The 15,133-nt window shown below is 62.4% G+C and carries 16 protein-coding genes and 1 pseudogene; 16 read left to right on the plus strand and 1 reads right to left on the minus strand.

The features are described 5' to 3' along the window. Positions 1-114 precede the first annotated feature (114 nt). The 7 genes and pseudogenes from BVG12_RS20110 to BVG12_RS20140 all read left to right on the plus strand — a co-directional run bounded on the left by BVG12_RS20110 (position 115) and on the right by BVG12_RS20140 (position 6,479). Positions 115-888: an ABC transporter ATP-binding protein gene (locus tag BVG12_RS20110; RefSeq protein WP_075793951.1), complete on the plus strand. Its 774-nt coding sequence runs from the start codon at positions 115-117 to the stop codon at positions 886-888. Continuing rightward, positions 885-1,592, plus strand: coding sequence for an ABC transporter ATP-binding protein (locus tag BVG12_RS20115; protein WP_075793952.1), 708 nt, complete (start codon positions 885-887; stop codon positions 1,590-1,592). Before BVG12_RS20110 ends, BVG12_RS20115 begins: the two co-directional genes overlap by 4 nt. Before the next feature lie 20 nt (positions 1,593-1,612). Then, a complete protein-coding gene (locus BVG12_RS20120) occupies positions 1,613-2,815 on the plus strand; it encodes an ABC transporter substrate-binding protein (RefSeq protein ID WP_075793953.1) in 1,203 nt (400 codons plus the stop codon). Between the two features lie 68 nt (positions 2,816-2,883). Beyond that, complete coding sequence (locus tag BVG12_RS20125) at positions 2,884-3,768, plus strand: branched-chain amino acid ABC transporter permease (protein WP_075793954.1); 885 nt, start codon at positions 2,884-2,886, stop codon at positions 3,766-3,768. 10 nt (positions 3,769-3,778) lie between these two features. Further along, entirely contained in the window at positions 3,779-4,762 is a 984-nt protein-coding gene (locus tag BVG12_RS20130) for a branched-chain amino acid ABC transporter permease (RefSeq protein ID WP_075793955.1), read from the plus strand. A 49-nt stretch (positions 4,763-4,811) separates the two neighbouring features. Continuing rightward, positions 4,812-5,648 carry an alpha/beta fold hydrolase gene (locus BVG12_RS20135; RefSeq protein ID WP_229503665.1) on the plus strand — a complete coding sequence of 279 codons (837 nt, stop codon included), beginning with the start codon at positions 4,812-4,814 and terminating at the stop codon, positions 5,646-5,648. A gap of 61 nt (positions 5,649-5,709) precedes the next feature. Beyond that, positions 5,710-6,479, plus strand: a pseudogene (locus BVG12_RS20140) (TSUP family transporter). 18 nt (positions 6,480-6,497) lie between these two features. On the opposite strand, the gene BVG12_RS20145 reads toward BVG12_RS20140, so the two are convergent. Next, positions 6,498-7,544 carry a DUF1176 domain-containing protein gene (locus BVG12_RS20145; RefSeq protein WP_075793956.1) on the minus strand — a complete coding sequence of 349 codons (1,047 nt, stop codon included), beginning with the start codon at positions 7,542-7,544 and terminating at the stop codon, positions 6,498-6,500. Positions 7,545-7,701: 157 nt separating this feature from the next. Here BVG12_RS20145 and mnmG point away from each other — a divergent pair, with 157 nt between their 5' ends. The 9 genes from mnmG to BVG12_RS20190 all read left to right on the plus strand — a co-directional run bounded on the left by mnmG (position 7,702) and on the right by BVG12_RS20190 (position 15,111). Continuing rightward, positions 7,702-9,636, plus strand: coding sequence for a tRNA uridine-5-carboxymethylaminomethyl(34) synthesis enzyme MnmG (mnmG, locus tag BVG12_RS20150; protein ID WP_075793957.1), 1,935 nt, complete (start codon positions 7,702-7,704; stop codon positions 9,634-9,636). After that, positions 9,633-10,280, plus strand: coding sequence for a 16S rRNA (guanine(527)-N(7))-methyltransferase RsmG (gene rsmG, locus BVG12_RS20155; protein WP_075793958.1), 648 nt, complete (start codon positions 9,633-9,635; stop codon positions 10,278-10,280). Before mnmG ends, rsmG begins: the two co-directional genes overlap by 4 nt. A gap of 116 nt (positions 10,281-10,396) precedes the next feature. Continuing rightward, a complete protein-coding gene (locus BVG12_RS20160) occupies positions 10,397-11,167 on the plus strand; it encodes a ParA family protein (protein ID WP_075793959.1) in 771 nt (256 codons plus the stop codon). Between the two features lie 18 nt (positions 11,168-11,185). Further along, positions 11,186-12,070, plus strand: coding sequence for a ParB/RepB/Spo0J family partition protein (locus BVG12_RS20165; RefSeq protein WP_075793960.1), 885 nt, complete (start codon positions 11,186-11,188; stop codon positions 12,068-12,070). Positions 12,071-12,519: 449 nt separating this feature from the next. Then, a complete protein-coding gene (locus tag BVG12_RS20170) occupies positions 12,520-12,864 on the plus strand; it encodes an ATP synthase subunit I (RefSeq protein WP_075793961.1) in 345 nt (114 codons plus the stop codon). Next, on the plus strand, positions 12,861-13,691 hold the full coding sequence (atpB, locus tag BVG12_RS20175) for a F0F1 ATP synthase subunit A (protein WP_075793962.1): 831 nt from the start codon (positions 12,861-12,863) through the stop codon (positions 13,689-13,691). Before BVG12_RS20170 ends, atpB begins: the two co-directional genes overlap by 4 nt. Positions 13,692-13,789: 98 nt before the next feature. Then, positions 13,790-14,032 (plus strand): F0F1 ATP synthase subunit C, encoded by a 243-nt coding sequence (gene atpE / locus BVG12_RS20180; RefSeq protein WP_036171449.1) that lies wholly within the window; start codon positions 13,790-13,792, stop codon positions 14,030-14,032. Positions 14,033-14,104: 72 nt separating this feature from the next. Then, complete coding sequence (locus BVG12_RS20185) at positions 14,105-14,575, plus strand: F0F1 ATP synthase subunit B (protein ID WP_075793963.1); 471 nt, start codon at positions 14,105-14,107, stop codon at positions 14,573-14,575. Positions 14,576-14,577: 2 nt separating this feature from the next. Then, a complete protein-coding gene (locus BVG12_RS20190; RefSeq protein ID WP_075793964.1) occupies positions 14,578-15,111 on the plus strand; it encodes a F0F1 ATP synthase subunit delta in 534 nt (177 codons plus the stop codon). The last annotated feature ends 22 nt before the right edge of the window (positions 15,112-15,133 follow it).

Raw genomic sequence — 15,133 nt, forward strand, 5'->3', positions numbered from 1 at the left:
TGCGCGCCGTCATGATCTGACGCAGGTTGATTCGCGGGGCGCGTGCTGTATCTTGACGAGTTCCAAAAGTGTGTATGATTTGTAAAGCTTGCATCACGACAGCGAGGAGACGCAATGTCGGACGTCATTCTGGAAACACGTGATCTGACGAAGGAATTCAAGGGTTTTACGGCCGTCAATCGGGTGAATCTGCAGGTGCAGCGCGGCCATATTCACGCGCTGATCGGACCCAACGGCGCGGGCAAGACGACATGTTTTAACTTGCTCACGAAATTCCTGACGCCGACCGCCGGCCGCATCCTGTTCAACGGCGCGGACATCACCCAGCTGAAACCGGCGCAGATCGCGCGCCGGGGCGTCATCCGCTCGTTCCAGATCTCGGCCGTCTTTCCACACATGACCGTGCTGGAAAACGTGCGCATCGGCCTGCAGCGCGCGCTCGGCACCAGTTTTTATTTCTGGCGCAGCGAAAGAACCTTGAGCCAGCTTAACGACCGCGCCATGCAGCTGCTGGCCGAAGTCGACCTGGAGAATTTTGCCGACACCGTCACGGCCGACCTGCCGTACGGCCGCAAGCGCGCGCTCGAGATCGCCACGACGCTCGCCATGGAGCCGGAACTCATGCTGCTGGACGAGCCGACGCAGGGCATGGGCCACGAAGACGTGCACCGCGTGACGGCATTGATCAAAAAAGTGTCAGCCGGCCGCACGATCCTGATGGTCGAGCACAATATGAACGTCGTCTCCGGTATCTGCGACCGCATCTCGGTGCTGCAGCGGGGCGCCGTGCTGGCGGAAGGCACATATGGCGACGTGTCGCGCAACCCGCAAGTGATCGAAGCGTATATGGGCAGCGCCGACGGCCATCTCGCGGGAGCGCACGGATGACGCCGGCACTGGAAATCGACAACCTGCAAGCCTGGTACGGCGAATCGCACATCCTGCACGGCGTCAGCTTATCGGTGCAGCCGGGCGAGGTCGTGACCCTGCTGGGCCGCAACGGCGCCGGCCGCACGACCACGTTGCGCGCCATCATGGGCCTGACGGGCACGCGCACCGGGTCCATCCGCGTCAATGGCGTCGAGGCGATCCGCCTGCCCACGCACCGCATCGCCCACCTCGGCATCGGCTATTGCCCGGAAGAGCGCGGCATTTTTTCGTCGCTGTCGACGGAGGAAAACCTGATGCTGCCGCCGCGGCTGGCCGGGCAGGACGTCGGCATGTCCGTCGCCGAGATCTACGAGATGTTCCCGAATTTGTACGAACGCCGCCACAGCCAGGGGACGCGCCTGTCCGGCGGCGAGCAGCAGATGCTTGCCGTGGCGCGCATCCTGCGCACCGGCGCGCGCCTGCTGCTGCTGGACGAGATCTCGGAAGGGCTGGCGCCCGTGATCGTGCAGGCGCTGGCGAAGATGATCACGACGCTCAAGGCGAAGGGCTACACGATCGTCATGGTGGAACAGAATTTCCGGTTCGCGGCGCCGCTGGCGGACCGGTTTTACGTCATGGAACACGGCCGCATCGTCACGACGATCGCGGCCGCGGAACTGCAGACCAGCATGCCGGCCCTGACCGAGCTGCTGGGTGTTTGATCATCGACCACGGAGACCACATGAAAACAGCGATTGCCTTTACGGTTGCCACGTTAGCCGCCGGTTTGTCCGCCTCGGCCCAGGCCCAGATTTCCGGCGACACCATCAAGATCGGCCTGATCACGGATTTGTCGGGCGTGTATTCCGACATCGACGGCAACGGCGGCGCCGAAGCCGTGCGCATGGCGATCGCGGATGCGGGAGGCGCCATCAACGGCAAGAAGATCCAGTTCATCGTCGCCGACCACCAGAACAAGCCGGACATCGCCGCCAGCAAGGCGAGGGAGTGGTTCGACCGGGAGGGCGTCGACATGCTGATCGGCGGCACGAACTCCGGTGCCGCCCTGGCCATGGCCAAGGTGGCCGCGGAAAAGAAAAAAGTGTTTATCGCCATCGGGTCCGGCAGTGCGCAGCTGACCAATGAACAGTGCTCGCCGTTCACCGTGCACTATGCCTACGACACCGTCGCGCTCGCGCGCGGGACGGGTGCCACGATGGTCAAGCAGGGCGGCAAGACGTGGTATTTCCTCACCGCCGACTACGCTTTCGGCCAGTCGCTGGAAAAGGACACGACCGACGTCATCAAAGCCAATGGGGGGAGCGTGCTGGGCAGCGTCAAGCACCCGCTGGGCGCGTCCGACTTTTCGTCGTTCCTGCTGCAAGCGCAATCCTCGAAAGCGCAAGTGCTGGGGCTGGCGAACGCCGGCGGCGACTTCATCAACTCCGTCAAGGCGGCGAAGGAATTCGGCCTGATGAGCAAGATGAAGATCGCGGGCCTGCTCGTATTCATCAACGACATTCACACCTTGGGTCTGCCGACGACGCAGGGCCTGTACCTGACGGACGCCTGGTACTGGGACCTGAACAACGACACACGCGCCTGGTCCAAAAAATATTTTGCAAAGATGAAGAAGGAACCGTCGTCGCTGCAAGCGGCCGATTACTCCGCCACGATGAACTACCTGAACGCCGTCAAGGCGATCGGCACGGACGATGGCGAGAAAGTCATGGCCCAGCTTAAAAAGACCAAGATCAACGACATGTTCGCGAAGAATGCCGAGATCCGCCCGGACGGCCGCATGGTGCACGACATGTATCTGATGCAAGTCAAAACGCCGGCCGAGTCGAAGGCGCCTTGGGATTACTACAAGGTCGTGGCCACGATCCCCGGTGCCCAGGCGTACACGACCAAGGCCGAGACGAAGTGCGCGGCCTGGAAGTGAGCCCGACGTAAGCGTGTGGCGGCCGGCACCGGCCGCCTTCATTTTTTTCGAAGTTTGCTGAAGGTCCCATGGAAATATTCGGCGTCCCCCTGCAGGCGATGATGAGCCAGCTGCTGCTGGGCCTGGTCAATGGTTCGTTTTACGCGATGCTGTCGCTGGGCCTGGCCGTGATCTTCGGCCTGCTCAACGTGATCAATTTCTCGCACGGCGCGCTGTACATGATGGGCGCGTTCGCCGCCTACATCGGCGTCACGTCGTTCGGGCTGAACTACTGGACGATGCTCGTGCTGGCGCCCTTGATCGTCGGCGCGTTCGGCATCCTGATCGAAAAGACGATGCTGCGCTGGCTTTACCAGTTCGATCATCTGTACGGCCTGCTGCTGACCTTCGGCATCACCCTGCTGCTGGAAGGCGTGTTCCGCTCGTTCTTCGGCGTGTCCGGCCAGACCCTGGACGTGCCGGAAGCGCTGTCCGGCGCCACCGACCTCGGCTTCATGATGCTGCCGAACTACCGCGCCTGGGTCGTGCTCGCCTCGCTCGTCGTGTGCCTGGCGACCTGGTTCACGATCGAAAAGACGCGGCTGGGCGCCTACCTGCGCGCCGGCACGGAGAACCCGAAACTGGTGGAGGCGTTCGGCGTCAACGTGCCCTTGATGGTGACATTGACGTATGGTTTCGGCGTCGCGCTGGCCGGCTTCGCGGGCGTGCTGGCGGCGCCCGTCATCAACGTCACGCCGCTGATGGGTTCCAATCTCATCATCGTCGTGTTCGCCGTCGTCGTGATCGGCGGCATGGGATCCATCCTCGGTTCCATCGTCACCGGCCTGGCGCTGGGCGTCATCGAGGGGCTCACGCGCGTGTATTACCCGGAAGCGTCGGAAGTCGTCGTGTTCGTGGTGATGGTGATCGTGCTGTTGCTGCGTCCCGCCGGCCTGTTCGGCAAAGAACGATAAGGAGCCGTCCATGAACAAAACGCTGGCCTGGGGGATCGCACTGGCGGTGGCGCTGGCGGCGCCGTTCGTCGGCTACCCCGTCTTCTTGATGAAGCTGTTGTGCTTCGGCCTGTTCGCCTGCGCATTCAATTTGCTGATCGGCTACACGGGCTTGCTGTCGTTCGGCCACGCCGCGTTCTTCGGCGGCGCCGGTTACGTTACGGGACACGCGCTGACGGTGCTCGGGCTGCCGTTCGAAGTGTCTCTCGTGCTGGGCGTGCTGGCGTCCGCCGCGCTGGGTCTCGTGATGGGTCTGCTGGCCATCCGCCGCCAGGGCATTTATTTTGCGATGATCACGCTGGCCCTGGCGCAAATGGTGTACTTCGCCGCGCTGCGCGCGCCGTTTACGCACGGCGAGGACGGCCTGCAGGGCGTCCCGCGCGGCAAGCTGCTGGGCGTATTGGATCTCGGCAATGACGTCACCTTGTACTTCGTCGTGCTGGCGATCTGCGTGGGCGGCTTCGCCTTGATCGTGCGCACGGTGCACTCACCGTTCGGTCAGGTGCTGAAGGCGATCAAGGAAAACGAAGCGCGCGCCATTTCTCTGGGCTACGACGTGGACCGCTACAAACTCGTCGCCTTCGTGCTGTCGGCCGCGCTGGCGGGCCTGGCCGGCGCGACGAAGACCGTCGTGCTCGGCTTCGAGACGCTGACGGACGTGCACTGGACGATGTCCGGCCTCGTCATCCTGATGACCTTGGTCGGCGGCATGGGCACGCTGGCCGGGCCGATTCTGGGCGCCTTCCTCATCGTCGCACTGGAGAACAAGCTGGGCGACCTGGGGAACTTCCTGGCCGAGACGACGCATGTAGAATGGTTCGCATCACTCGGAGAATCCGTGGGCATCGTCACCGGCTTTATCTTTGTTGCCTGCGTGCTGTTGTTCCGACGGGGCATCGTCGGCGAGATCGCGGCGGCACTGTCACGCGGAGGACGCCGGCGCGCAGCCGCATAAAGTCGGCCGCATAAAGTCGGGTGCCTGGATAGCTTTCAAGGAGGCGGACGTGATTGACGAATCGCTCATGCTGGACGTGAACGGCATCCACATCCACACGACGACGACGGGGCAGGGGCCGCCGGTGCTGCTGCTGCACGGCTTTCCCGACACGCACCTCGTCTGGCGCAAGCAGGTCCCCGCGCTGGCCGCTGCCGGCTTTCGTGTGCTGGCGCCCGACCTGCGCGGCTACGGCCGCAGCGATGCGCCGCGCGGCGTCTTCGACTACACGATGGATAAATTGCGCGGCGACGTGCTCGGCTTGCTGGACGCGCTGCACATCAATAAAGTCTTCCTCGTCGGCCATGACTGGGGCGGCATCATCGGCTGGCAGATTGCGGCGCTGGCGCCGGAGCGCGTGCACCGCTACGTGGCGATGTCGACCGGTCACCCGGACGCCATCGCACGCGCCGGCCTCCTGCAGCGCTTGCGCATGACCTATATCCTTGGTTTCATCATGCCGGTGCTGGCCGAGCACACGCTGCGCACGGCCGACTGGTTCATCATGCGCCAGTTCACCGACGAGCCTGGCCAGGCCGACCACTGGAAGCGCGATCTGTCGCCGCCGGGGCGCCTGACGGCGGCGCTGAATTATTACCGCGCCAATCTGAATCTCGCGTTGCCGCATGGGCACCGTAAAGTCAAAGTACCCGTGATGGGCTTGTGGAGCGACCGCGATCCGGCGCTGGGCGAAAAACAGATGCGCGACTCGGCCCACTATGTCGACGGCGAATTCCGCTTCGAGCGCATCCGCGGCGCCGACCACTGGCTGCAGCTGACGGCGGCGGGCGAGGTCAACCGGCTGCTGCTCCAGTTCTTCGAAGAAGGGCGAGCGGCGGCCGTCTGATTGTTTGTTGCATCGCAACAAGAGCCGTACCGTACAATAGCGCTTTTACGCGTTATTGATCATGTTCGATTTTGCCCTGCTGGCCGTCGCGGCCTTCGTTGCCGGTCTCGTGGATGCTGTCGTCGGTGGGGAGGATTGATCCAGATTCCCGCGATGTTCGCCGTATTCCCTCGTGAAGTGCCAGCGACCTTGCTGGGCACGAACAAGTTGGCAGCCATGTTCGGTACGGCGGTGGCCGCGGTCAAATATACCCGCCGCGTGACGGTCGCGTGGAGTACGGCGGCACCGGCCGCCGTCGCCGCGTTCGCGTTGTCGTTCATCGGCGCCTGGACGGTGACCCGCGTGCCCGGCGACTTCGTGCGCAGCCTGCTGCCGTTGATCCTGCTTGCGGTGGCCGTGTACACGTTCAAGGAAAAGAACCTGGGTGCCGTCCACGCACCGCTGCACAGCGGCATGACGGAACGGTTGCTGGCGACGGGCGCCGGTGCCGCGATCGGTTTTTATGACGGCTTCTTTGGCCCGGGCACCGGCAGCTTCCTGATCTTCCTGTTCGTGCGCTTCTTCGGCTTCGATTTCCTCAGCGCGTCGGCGGCGGCTAAGATCGTCAACGTCGCCTGCAATATCTCGGCGCTGATCTGGTTCGGGGTCAGCGGTCACCTGATCTGGCAGCTCGGCCTGTTGATGGCCGTGTGCCAGATCGCGGGGTCGCTGATCGGAACGCGCTTGGCGCTCAAGCACGGCAGTGGCTTCGTGCGCAAATTGTTCCTGGTCGTCGTCGGCGTGTTGATTGTAAAGACAGCGGTCGACACGTTCCGGCATCTGGGCTGGTGAATGTTCCACGTGAAACAGTCAGCGCCCCTTGTGCACGCGGGTGACGAGTGTCGGTAAATCCCAAGCCCCGCCGGCCGCGGTCTGGCGGCACATGCCGGTCGTCGTCGCCGACGTCTGCGCGAACGATTGGCCATCCCACATCCAGGTCGCCGAGCTGACGCAGTCGCCGATGCCGCGCCCCTTTTGCACCGACGAGATGACGCCATCCGCGTAATCGGTGGCGGACGTCGTGACGAGGACAGCCGCGTAGGGCGGCTTAGCGTCGATGACCCAGTAGCCGTCGCCCGAGTTGTAGGCGGCCGTCCAGCAGACGTGCGAAACCAGCAGTTTATCTTTCGTGAGGCGCCTGACCTCGAGCTTGCTGGCGTCGTCGGATGTCGTGTCCACGAACTCGCAACTGCCGTCCTGCACCGTTTTGCGCAACGCGGCCAACAGGTTCCGGATTTGCGCGGATGTGAGTTTGACCGGATGCGTATCCTGGCTGACGGCCCCCGCCGCAATCTCCGGTGCCGGAACTGGCGGCAGAACATTTGATTCCGGTTTAGTGCCCTTGCGCGCCAGTGCGCCGGGCGTGTCCAGGCGCCCCTGGAATTCATCCATTTTCAACAGGACGGCATTGGCGCCGGCGGTCGAGATGGTCCACGTCGTCCCTTTTGCTGACCACGCGATGCGGCCGTCCTTGAGCAGGGCCGGCAGCAGAGTCTTGACCTGTGCGTCGGACAGCTTGCCGATGTTGGACGTCGTATCGATGGGGACGGTGCCGAGGTTGCCGCCGTCGATCGTCATCGCGACCTGGTCCGGCGCTGGATGGTGTTCATCGTCGGCCAGCTGCAGTTGCACGGTGACGGGTTGGTCCGGTCCGGCCGCGCGCGTCAGCAGGATGGTGGCGCCCGGCTCGTCATCCTCGGGGTGGTAGCCGGCCGCTCTACACGTTCTCGTGTTGTCGCAGGCGAGTTCCCAGTCCTTGTGATCGAACGAGATCGACGGCAAGTCGGAGCGGGGATAGGCCCCAACAGCGGTGCTGGCGGCGAGCAGGGCAAGGGTGATTGGACGCGGTTTTGGCATGGCGGCAAAGGGCGAATTGGCGTGGCAAAAGCCTAACATGCGCCGACGTCCACTGTTTCACGTGAAACAAAATCTGTCGTTTTCGTGGCCGTGCCGAAGCCGCACGGAAAAAAGAATCTATAATCCTTGCTTAATCCTCCTCGCAACACATTCCATCATGCTATTTCCGACAGAATTCGACGTGATCGTCGTAGGCGGCGGCCATGCCGGCACCGAAGCGGCGCTCGCGTCCGCGCGCATGGGCCAGAAGACCCTGTTGCTCACTCACAATATCGAAACCCTGGGTGCGATGTCCTGCAACCCGTCCATCGGCGGCATTGGCAAGGGCCATTTGGTGAAGGAAGTCGACGCCATGGGCGGCGCGATGGCCATTGCCACCGACGAAGCCGGCATCCAGTTCCGCATCCTGAACTCGTCCAAGGGCCCGGCCGTGCGCGCCACGCGCGCCCAGGCTGACCGCATGCTGTACAAGCAGGCGATCCGTTCGCGCCTGGAAAATCAGCCTAACTTGTGGCTGTTCCAGCAAGCCGTCGACGATTTGATGGTCGAAGGCGACCGCGTCGTCGGCGCCGTGACGCAGATCGGCCTGCGCTTCCGGTCGCGCGCCGTCGTGCTGACTGCGGGTACTTTCCTCGACGGTAAGATCCACGTGGGCCTGCAAAATTACTCGGCCGGCCGTGCGGGCGATCCGCCGGCGGTCTCGCTGTCGTCGCGCCTGAAGGAACTGAAACTGCCGCAAGGGCGTCTTAAAACCGGCACGCCGCCGCGCATCGACGGCCGCAGCATCGACTTTTCCGTCATGACGGAACAGCCGGGCGACCTGGATCCGGTGCCGGTGTTTTCGTACATGGGCAACACGGCCATGCACCCGAAACAGTTGCCGTGCTGGGTCACGCACACGAATGCCCAGACGCACGAGATCATCCGCAATGGCCTCGACCGCAGCCCGATGTACACGGGTGTGATCGAAGGCGTCGGCCCGCGCTACTGCCCGTCGATCGAAGACAAGATCCACCGCTTTGCTTCGAAGGAGTCGCACCAGATCTTCCTGGAACCGGAAGGCTTGACGACGAACGAGTTTTATCCGAACGGTATCTCGACGAGCCTGCCGTTCGACGTGCAGCTGGCCCTGGTGCGCTCGATGCGCGGCCTGGAAAACGCGTTTATTTTGCGTCCCGGCTATGCGATCGAATACGACTATTTCGACCCGCGCGGCCTGAAAGCGTCGCTGGAAACGAAGGCGGTCCAGGGGCTGTTCTTTGCCGGCCAGATCAACGGCACGACCGGTTACGAGGAAGCCGCGGCCCAGGGCATGCTGGCCGGTATCAACGCGGCGCTGCAGACGCAAGGCAAGGAAGCGTGGACGCCATCCCGTTCCGAAGCCTATCTCGGCGTGCTGGTCGACGACCTCACGACGCAGGGCGTGGCGGAGCCGTACCGGATGTTTACGAGCCGCGCGGAGTATCGCCTGTCGCTGCGCGAAGACAATGCCGACATGCGCCTGACGGAGATCGGCCGCAAGCTGGGCGTCGTCGGCGATGCGCAGTGGGAAGCGTTCGAGCGCAAACGGGAAGCCGTCGCGCGCGAACTGGAACGCCTGCGGTCGACCTGGGTCAACCCGCGCATCCTGGCTGCCGCCGAATCCGAGCGCGTGATCGGCCAAGCCATCGAGCGTGAATACAATCTGGCCGATCTGCTGCGTCGTCCGGGTGTCGAGTACGACAAGCTGGTGAGCCTGCAGGGCGTCGACGGCCAGGCGCTGGGCGGTCCGGGCGTCGAAGATCCAGCCGTGAAGGAGCAGGTCGAGATCCAGCTGAAGTATTCGGGCTATATCAACCGCCAGGCGCGCGAAGTGGAACGTCACGACTACTACGAAAACCTCAAACTGCCGGAAAACCTGAACTATCTGGAGATCACGGCGCTGTCGATCGAAGTGCGCCAAAAGCTGGATAAACAGCGTCCGGAGACGCTGGGCCAGGCCTCCCGCATCTCCGGCGTGACGCCGGCGGCCATTTCTCTGCTGCTGGTGCACCTTAAAAAGCGCGGCGCGAAAGGGTTTACGAACGTGCCGAACGAGGAGTCGGCCGCGTGAAGAATTTCGACCGTACCGCCTTGTCCGCCGTGCTGGGCGAGGGTATCGCCGCGATGCATCTCGACGTGAGCCCGGCCCAGCAGGACAAGTTGATGGATTATTTGGGCCTGATGTTCAAGTGGAATGCCGTCTACAACCTGACGTCGCTGCGCGGCCCGATGCAGATGGTCACGCACCACCTGCTGGATTCGCTGGCCGCGGTGCCGGCGTTTGCGCAAGCACACAACGTGCTGGACGTGGGTTCGGGCGGTGGCTTGCCGGGCATCGTGCTGGCGATCGTGCGCCCGGACATGAAAGTGTCGATGATCGACACCGTGCATAAAAAAACGGCTTTTTTGACGCAGGTGAAAGCGGAATTGAGCCTGACCAACGTCACGGTGTACACGGCGCGGGTGGAGCAACTGCAGGTGAGCGACAAATTCGACGTCATCACCTCGCGCGCTTTTGCCGACCTCTCGGATTTCGTCAACTGGTCCTGTCATCTGCTGGCAGACGGCGGACGCTATATTGCCCTGAAAGGGGTGGCCCCGAAAGACGAGCAGGAACGGCTGCCGGCGGAATGGAAGGTAACCGGGCTGGAGCCGCTGCAGGTGCCCAAATTGGGCGCGGAACGTCACCTGGTGTATATCGAACGTTCCACGTGAAACATCCAAAGCAACGCACAACCAAATAAACTGTATAACCAGTTTATATCGTTATTACCATGTAAACCGTATAAATCGTTTTAATGGTATTAACCGTATGGCTGATAAAGGGATACATGGCGAAAATTTTTTGCGTAGCAAACCAGAAGGGCGGGGTCGGCAAGACCACCACCAGCGTCAACCTGTCCGCCGGTCTCGCCAAGCTGGACCAGCGCGTGCTGCTGGTCGACCTCGACCCGCAGGGCAACGCCACCATGGGCGCGGGCATCAACAAGGCGGGGCTGACCTCGTCGATCTACGAGGTGCTGCTGGGCGAGGCCGACGTGGCCGCCGCGCGCCTGCGCAGCGAAGCGGGGCGCTTCGACGTGCTGCCGGCCAACCGCGAACTGGCCGGCGCCGAAGTCGAGATGGTCGCGCTGGAAAACCGTGAGCGCCGCCTCAAGGAAGCGCTGGCCAAAGTGGATGCCGACTACGACTTCATCCTCATCGACTGCCCGCCCGCATTGTCGATGCTGACGCTGAACGGGCTCGTGTCCGCGCACGGCGTCATCATTCCGATGCAGTGCGAGTATTACGCGCTGGAAGGCCTGTCCGACCTCGTGAACACGATCAAGAAGGTGCACGCGAATCTGAACCATGATCTGCGCATCATCGGCCTGCTGCGCGTGATGTTCGATCCGCGCATGACGCTGTCGCAGCAGGTGTCAAGCCAGCTCGAACAGCATTTCGGCGACAAGGTGTTCAAGACGATCATCCCGCGCAACGTGCGGCTGGCGGAAGCGCCGTCGTACGGCATCCCGGGCGTCACGTTCGATCCGGCCTCGAAAGGCGCGCAGGCCTACATCGCCTTCGGCGCCGAGATGGTCGAGCGCATCAAGACAATGTAATCAGAAATCAGACAAGTCATGGCAACCAAAAAACTCAAAGGCCTCGGCCGCGGTCTCGACGCGCTGCTGGGAGGAGACGCTTCCGAAACGCCGGCCGCGCCCAGCGGTGCGCCGTCCTCGCTGCCCGTGGCGCAGATCCAGGCCGGCAAATACCAGCCGCGCACGCGCATGGACGACGGTTCGCTGTCCGAGCTGGCCGCGTCCATCAAATCGCAGGGCATCATGCAGCCCGTGCTCGTGCGGCCCATCGATACGTCCGCGTCCGGTGCCCGCTACGAGATCATCGCCGGCGAACGCCGCTTCCGCGCGGCGCAGCTCGCCGGGCTGGACGAGATCCCGGTCCTGGTGCGCGAGGTGGACGACCAGAACGCCGCGGCGATGGCGCTGATCGAGAACATCCAGCGCGAAGATCTGAATCCGCTGGAGGAAGCGCAGGGCATCGCGCGCCTGATCTCGGAATTCAGTTTTACGCACGAGCAGGCCGCGCAGGCCGTCGGCCGCTCGCGCAGCGCCGTGTCGAACCTGCTGCGCCTCGTGAACCTCGCGCAGCCCGTGCAGACGATGCTGATGGCCGGCGACATCGACATGGGACACGCGCGCGCGCTGCTCGCCGTCGACGCGGCCAGCCAGATCGCGCTGGCGAACCAGGTGATCGCCAAGCGCCTGTCCGTGCGCGAGACCGAAAAGATGGTGGCGCGCACGCTGGAGGAGCAGAACGCGCCGCCGGCCGCCGCGCGTCAGAAGGAAAAGTCGGGCGACATCGTCCGCCTCGAGGAAGAACTGTCGGACCGCCTCGCGACGCCCGTCGCGTTCAAGATGGGGCCGAAAGGCAAGGGGCAGCTGATCATCGACTTCGCCGACCTCGACATTCTGGACACGGTCCTGGCACGCCTGCGCGCCTGACTTGCTCGTCAATTCGGGGTCAGAGCCCTTTTTTGAGCAATTGCTCAAAAAAGGGCTCTGACCCCGGTTTTTACCCCGGTCTTACACCCATCCGGCGCACCACGGCGACGCGCTTGCGCACTCCCACCGCTCAGCGTCCTCACTGCCACGGTGCAAACGCGCGCCGCCCCGAGCGCCTTCCTGGTCTCATCGCCACGCTTGTCCGGTCGGCATCCGGATGGCAGAAACTATCGGTTTACCACCCTTGACAGTCGTAATTACACAACATTTCGTAGGAAATTTAACAGTTTATTGTCGAAATAGTTTGTAGTTTTTACACCCGATATAAGTAAGCGCAAGGATGGAAGAGTTTGACTATGGCTCCGATAACACCTTATAATCCCGCTGATTCATGTAATTACCATACCGTTACACGGTTCCACTACGGCTGGCGCGATTAGAACAGAAAAATGCTGCGCTTGGTCTCCCTGCAAATCACGGCAACACTTGTGGCCGGCGTGATCGCCGGACTGCTTGGGGGGTGGGCTGCGATGTTTTCGGCGGTACTTGGCGGGATGTGTTGTGTCGTGCCCAATGGCATCATGGCTTTTCGCCTGTTCGCCAGTTCACAAAAAATGGGCGGTGCAAACCCTGCCACATTTTTCATCTGGGAATTTGTAAAGATTGCTTTAACGCTCGCGCTGCTCTTCGCAACGGCGCGGCTGTACCACGGCCTGAACTGGCTGGCCCTGTTGGGCGGGTTCATCGTGGCGCTGAAAAGTTACATCATTTTATTATTTGGGCATAAACAATGACGAACACGGTAGAAACCGCGGCGGAGCATGCGCCAACCGCAGGAGAGTACATCCAGCACCACCTGGGCCACCTGACCCAGGGTCACCAGTCCTTCGTGGTCGACTTCCACGTGTGGAACCTCGACACCATCCTGTGGTCGGTCACGCTGGGCGTGATCGGCTGCCTCATCATGTGGACGGCCGCGCGTCGCGCCACCGCCGGCGTGCCGGGCCGCTTCCAGGCCTTCGTCGAAATGATCGTCGAAATGGTCGAAGACCAGTCGAAAGCCATCGTGCACGGCGATCGCCGCTTCATCGCACCGCTGGCGTTGACCGTATTCGTCTGGGTCGTGCTGATGAACGCGATGGACTTCCTGCCGGTCGACATGTTTGCAGCCCTGTTCCGTGCCCTGGGCATGGGTGAACCGCATTTCCGCAGCGTGCCGACCGCCGACCTGAACGGCACCATGGGCATGTCGCTGGGCGTGCTGGCCGTCGTCCTCTATTACAACGTCAAGGTCAAGGGCATCGGTGGCTGGGTTCACGAACTGTTCGCCGCCCCGTTCGGCATTTATATGGCTCCGTTCAACCTGCTGTTGAACGTCATCGAATACGTAGCCCGCACCGTGTCGCTCGGTATGCGACTGTTCGGCAACATGTACGCCGGCGAGCTGCTGTTCCTGTTGATCGCCCTGCTGGGCTCCATGGCAACCGTGTTCGGCTTCGTCGGCCACGTGATTGCGGGTTCGATCTGGGCGATCTTCCACATCCTGATCGTTGTCCTGCAGGCATTCATCTTCATGATGCTGACGCTGGTCTACATCGGTCAGGCCCACGAGAGCCACTGACCGACGCGATCGCAAGAACGAACAAGATAGTGGTAGTAAAGAAGTTGTAAATCCTAGTAAATCTGTAATTTTTTAAATTAACTTTTGGAGTAAATCTCATGACTGACGTTTCTTTCGTTGCACTGGCTTGCGGTCTGATCATCGGCCTGGGTGCTATCGGCGCATGTATCGGTATCGCGATCATGGGCGGCAAATACCTGGAAGCCTCGGCACGTCAGCCTGAACTGATGAACACCCTGCAGACCAAGATGTTCCTGCTGGCTGGTCTGATCGACGCGGCGTTCCTGATCGGCGTCGGTATCGCCATGCTGTTCGCCTTCGCAAATCCGTTCCACGGCTAATCGAATCATCATTCGATTCTGAAGAGCCGAACCCCCAGGTTCGGCATCCGTTTTTGTGAGAAGGAATTTACCGTGAACTTGAACGCAACCTTGTTTGCCCAGTTCGTGGTCTTCTTCATCCTGGCCGGCTTCACGATGAAATTCGTGTGGCCGCCGCTGATGAAAGCGCTCGACGAGCGCGCCGAGAGGATCGCGAATGGTCTGGCAGCCGCCGACCGTGGCAAGGCCGAAATGGCCGCCGCCGAAAAACGTATCGCCGCCGAACTGGCCGCGACGCGTGACGAAAGCGCCAAGCGCATCGCCGACGCCGAAAAGCGCGCCGCAGCGATCATCGAAGAAGCCAAGCAGCAGGCAAGTGTCGAAGCCGCCCGCATCATCGAAGGTGCGAAGGCCGACGCCGAGCAGCAGGTTACCCGCGCGCGCGAAGAACTGCGTGCCCAGGTGGCTGCCCTGGCAGTGACCGGTGCCGAACAGATCCTGAAGCGCGAAGTCAACGCAGCGGCCCACGCCGATCTGCTGAACCGCCTTGCGGCCGAGCTCTGATCATGGCTGAACTCGCAACCGTCGCCCGCCCTTACGCCGAAGCCCTGTTCCGCGTCGCCCAGCAGGGCGACATGGCCGCCTGGTCGGCCATCGTCGCGGAACTGGCGCTGATCGGTGCCAATCCGGATGTGCAGGCATTTGCTGCCAATCCGCATGTCAAGCACGCACAGCTGGCCGATGCGATTGCGTCGATGGTCAAGTCGCCACTGAACGCTGAAGCGAAGAACTTTATCGCGATGCTGGCCGAGAACGGCCGCGTTGCCCTGCTGCCGGAAATCGGTGCCCAGTTCGCTGTGCTCAAGAACGCACAGGAAGGCGCCGCCGACGCGACGATCTACAGCGCGTTCGAACTTTCGGCCGACCAGCTCAACCCGCTGGTCGCCACGCTGGAAAAGAAATTTGGCCGCAAGCTGAACCCCACGGTCGTGCTCGATCCGTCGCTGATCGGTGGCGTGCGCGTGGTCGTCGGCGATGAAGTGCTCGATACCTCGGTCCGCGCGAAGCTGCAGCAGATGCACAACGCGCTGGTCGCCTGAGAATCGCTAGACAAGCACCGTC

The organism is Massilia putida (assembly GCF_001941825.1).
GTDB classification, from domain to species: Bacteria; Pseudomonadota; Gammaproteobacteria; order Burkholderiales; family Burkholderiaceae_D; genus Telluria; species Telluria putida.

Excerpts from the sequence above, each read along its gene's own strand:
- BVG12_RS20110 (WP_075793951.1), top strand. The coding sequence starts at position 115 with ATGTCGGACGTCATTCTGGAAACACGTGATCTGACGAAGGAATTCAAG.
- BVG12_RS20115 (WP_075793952.1), top strand. The coding sequence starts at position 885 with ATGACGCCGGCACTGGAAATCGACAACCTGCAAGCCTGGTACGGCGAA.
- BVG12_RS20120 (WP_075793953.1), top strand. The coding sequence starts at position 1,613 with ATGAAAACAGCGATTGCCTTTACGGTTGCCACGTTAGCCGCCGGTTTG.
- BVG12_RS20125 (WP_075793954.1), top strand. The coding sequence starts at position 2,884 with ATGGAAATATTCGGCGTCCCCCTGCAGGCGATGATGAGCCAGCTGCTG.
- BVG12_RS20130 (WP_075793955.1), top strand. The coding sequence starts at position 3,779 with ATGAACAAAACGCTGGCCTGGGGGATCGCACTGGCGGTGGCGCTGGCG.
- BVG12_RS20145 (WP_075793956.1), bottom strand. The coding sequence starts at position 7,544 with ATGCCAAAACCGCGTCCAATCACCCTTGCCCTGCTCGCCGCCAGCACC.
- mnmG (WP_075793957.1), top strand. The coding sequence starts at position 7,702 with ATGCTATTTCCGACAGAATTCGACGTGATCGTCGTAGGCGGCGGCCAT.
- BVG12_RS20160 (WP_075793959.1), top strand. The coding sequence starts at position 10,397 with ATGGCGAAAATTTTTTGCGTAGCAAACCAGAAGGGCGGGGTCGGCAAG.
- BVG12_RS20165 (WP_075793960.1), top strand. The coding sequence starts at position 11,186 with ATGGCAACCAAAAAACTCAAAGGCCTCGGCCGCGGTCTCGACGCGCTG.
- BVG12_RS20170 (WP_075793961.1), top strand. The coding sequence starts at position 12,520 with ATGCTGCGCTTGGTCTCCCTGCAAATCACGGCAACACTTGTGGCCGGC.
- atpB (WP_075793962.1), top strand. The coding sequence starts at position 12,861 with ATGACGAACACGGTAGAAACCGCGGCGGAGCATGCGCCAACCGCAGGA.
- atpE (WP_036171449.1), top strand. The coding sequence starts at position 13,790 with ATGACTGACGTTTCTTTCGTTGCACTGGCTTGCGGTCTGATCATCGGC.
- BVG12_RS20190 (WP_075793964.1), top strand. The coding sequence starts at position 14,578 with ATGGCTGAACTCGCAACCGTCGCCCGCCCTTACGCCGAAGCCCTGTTC.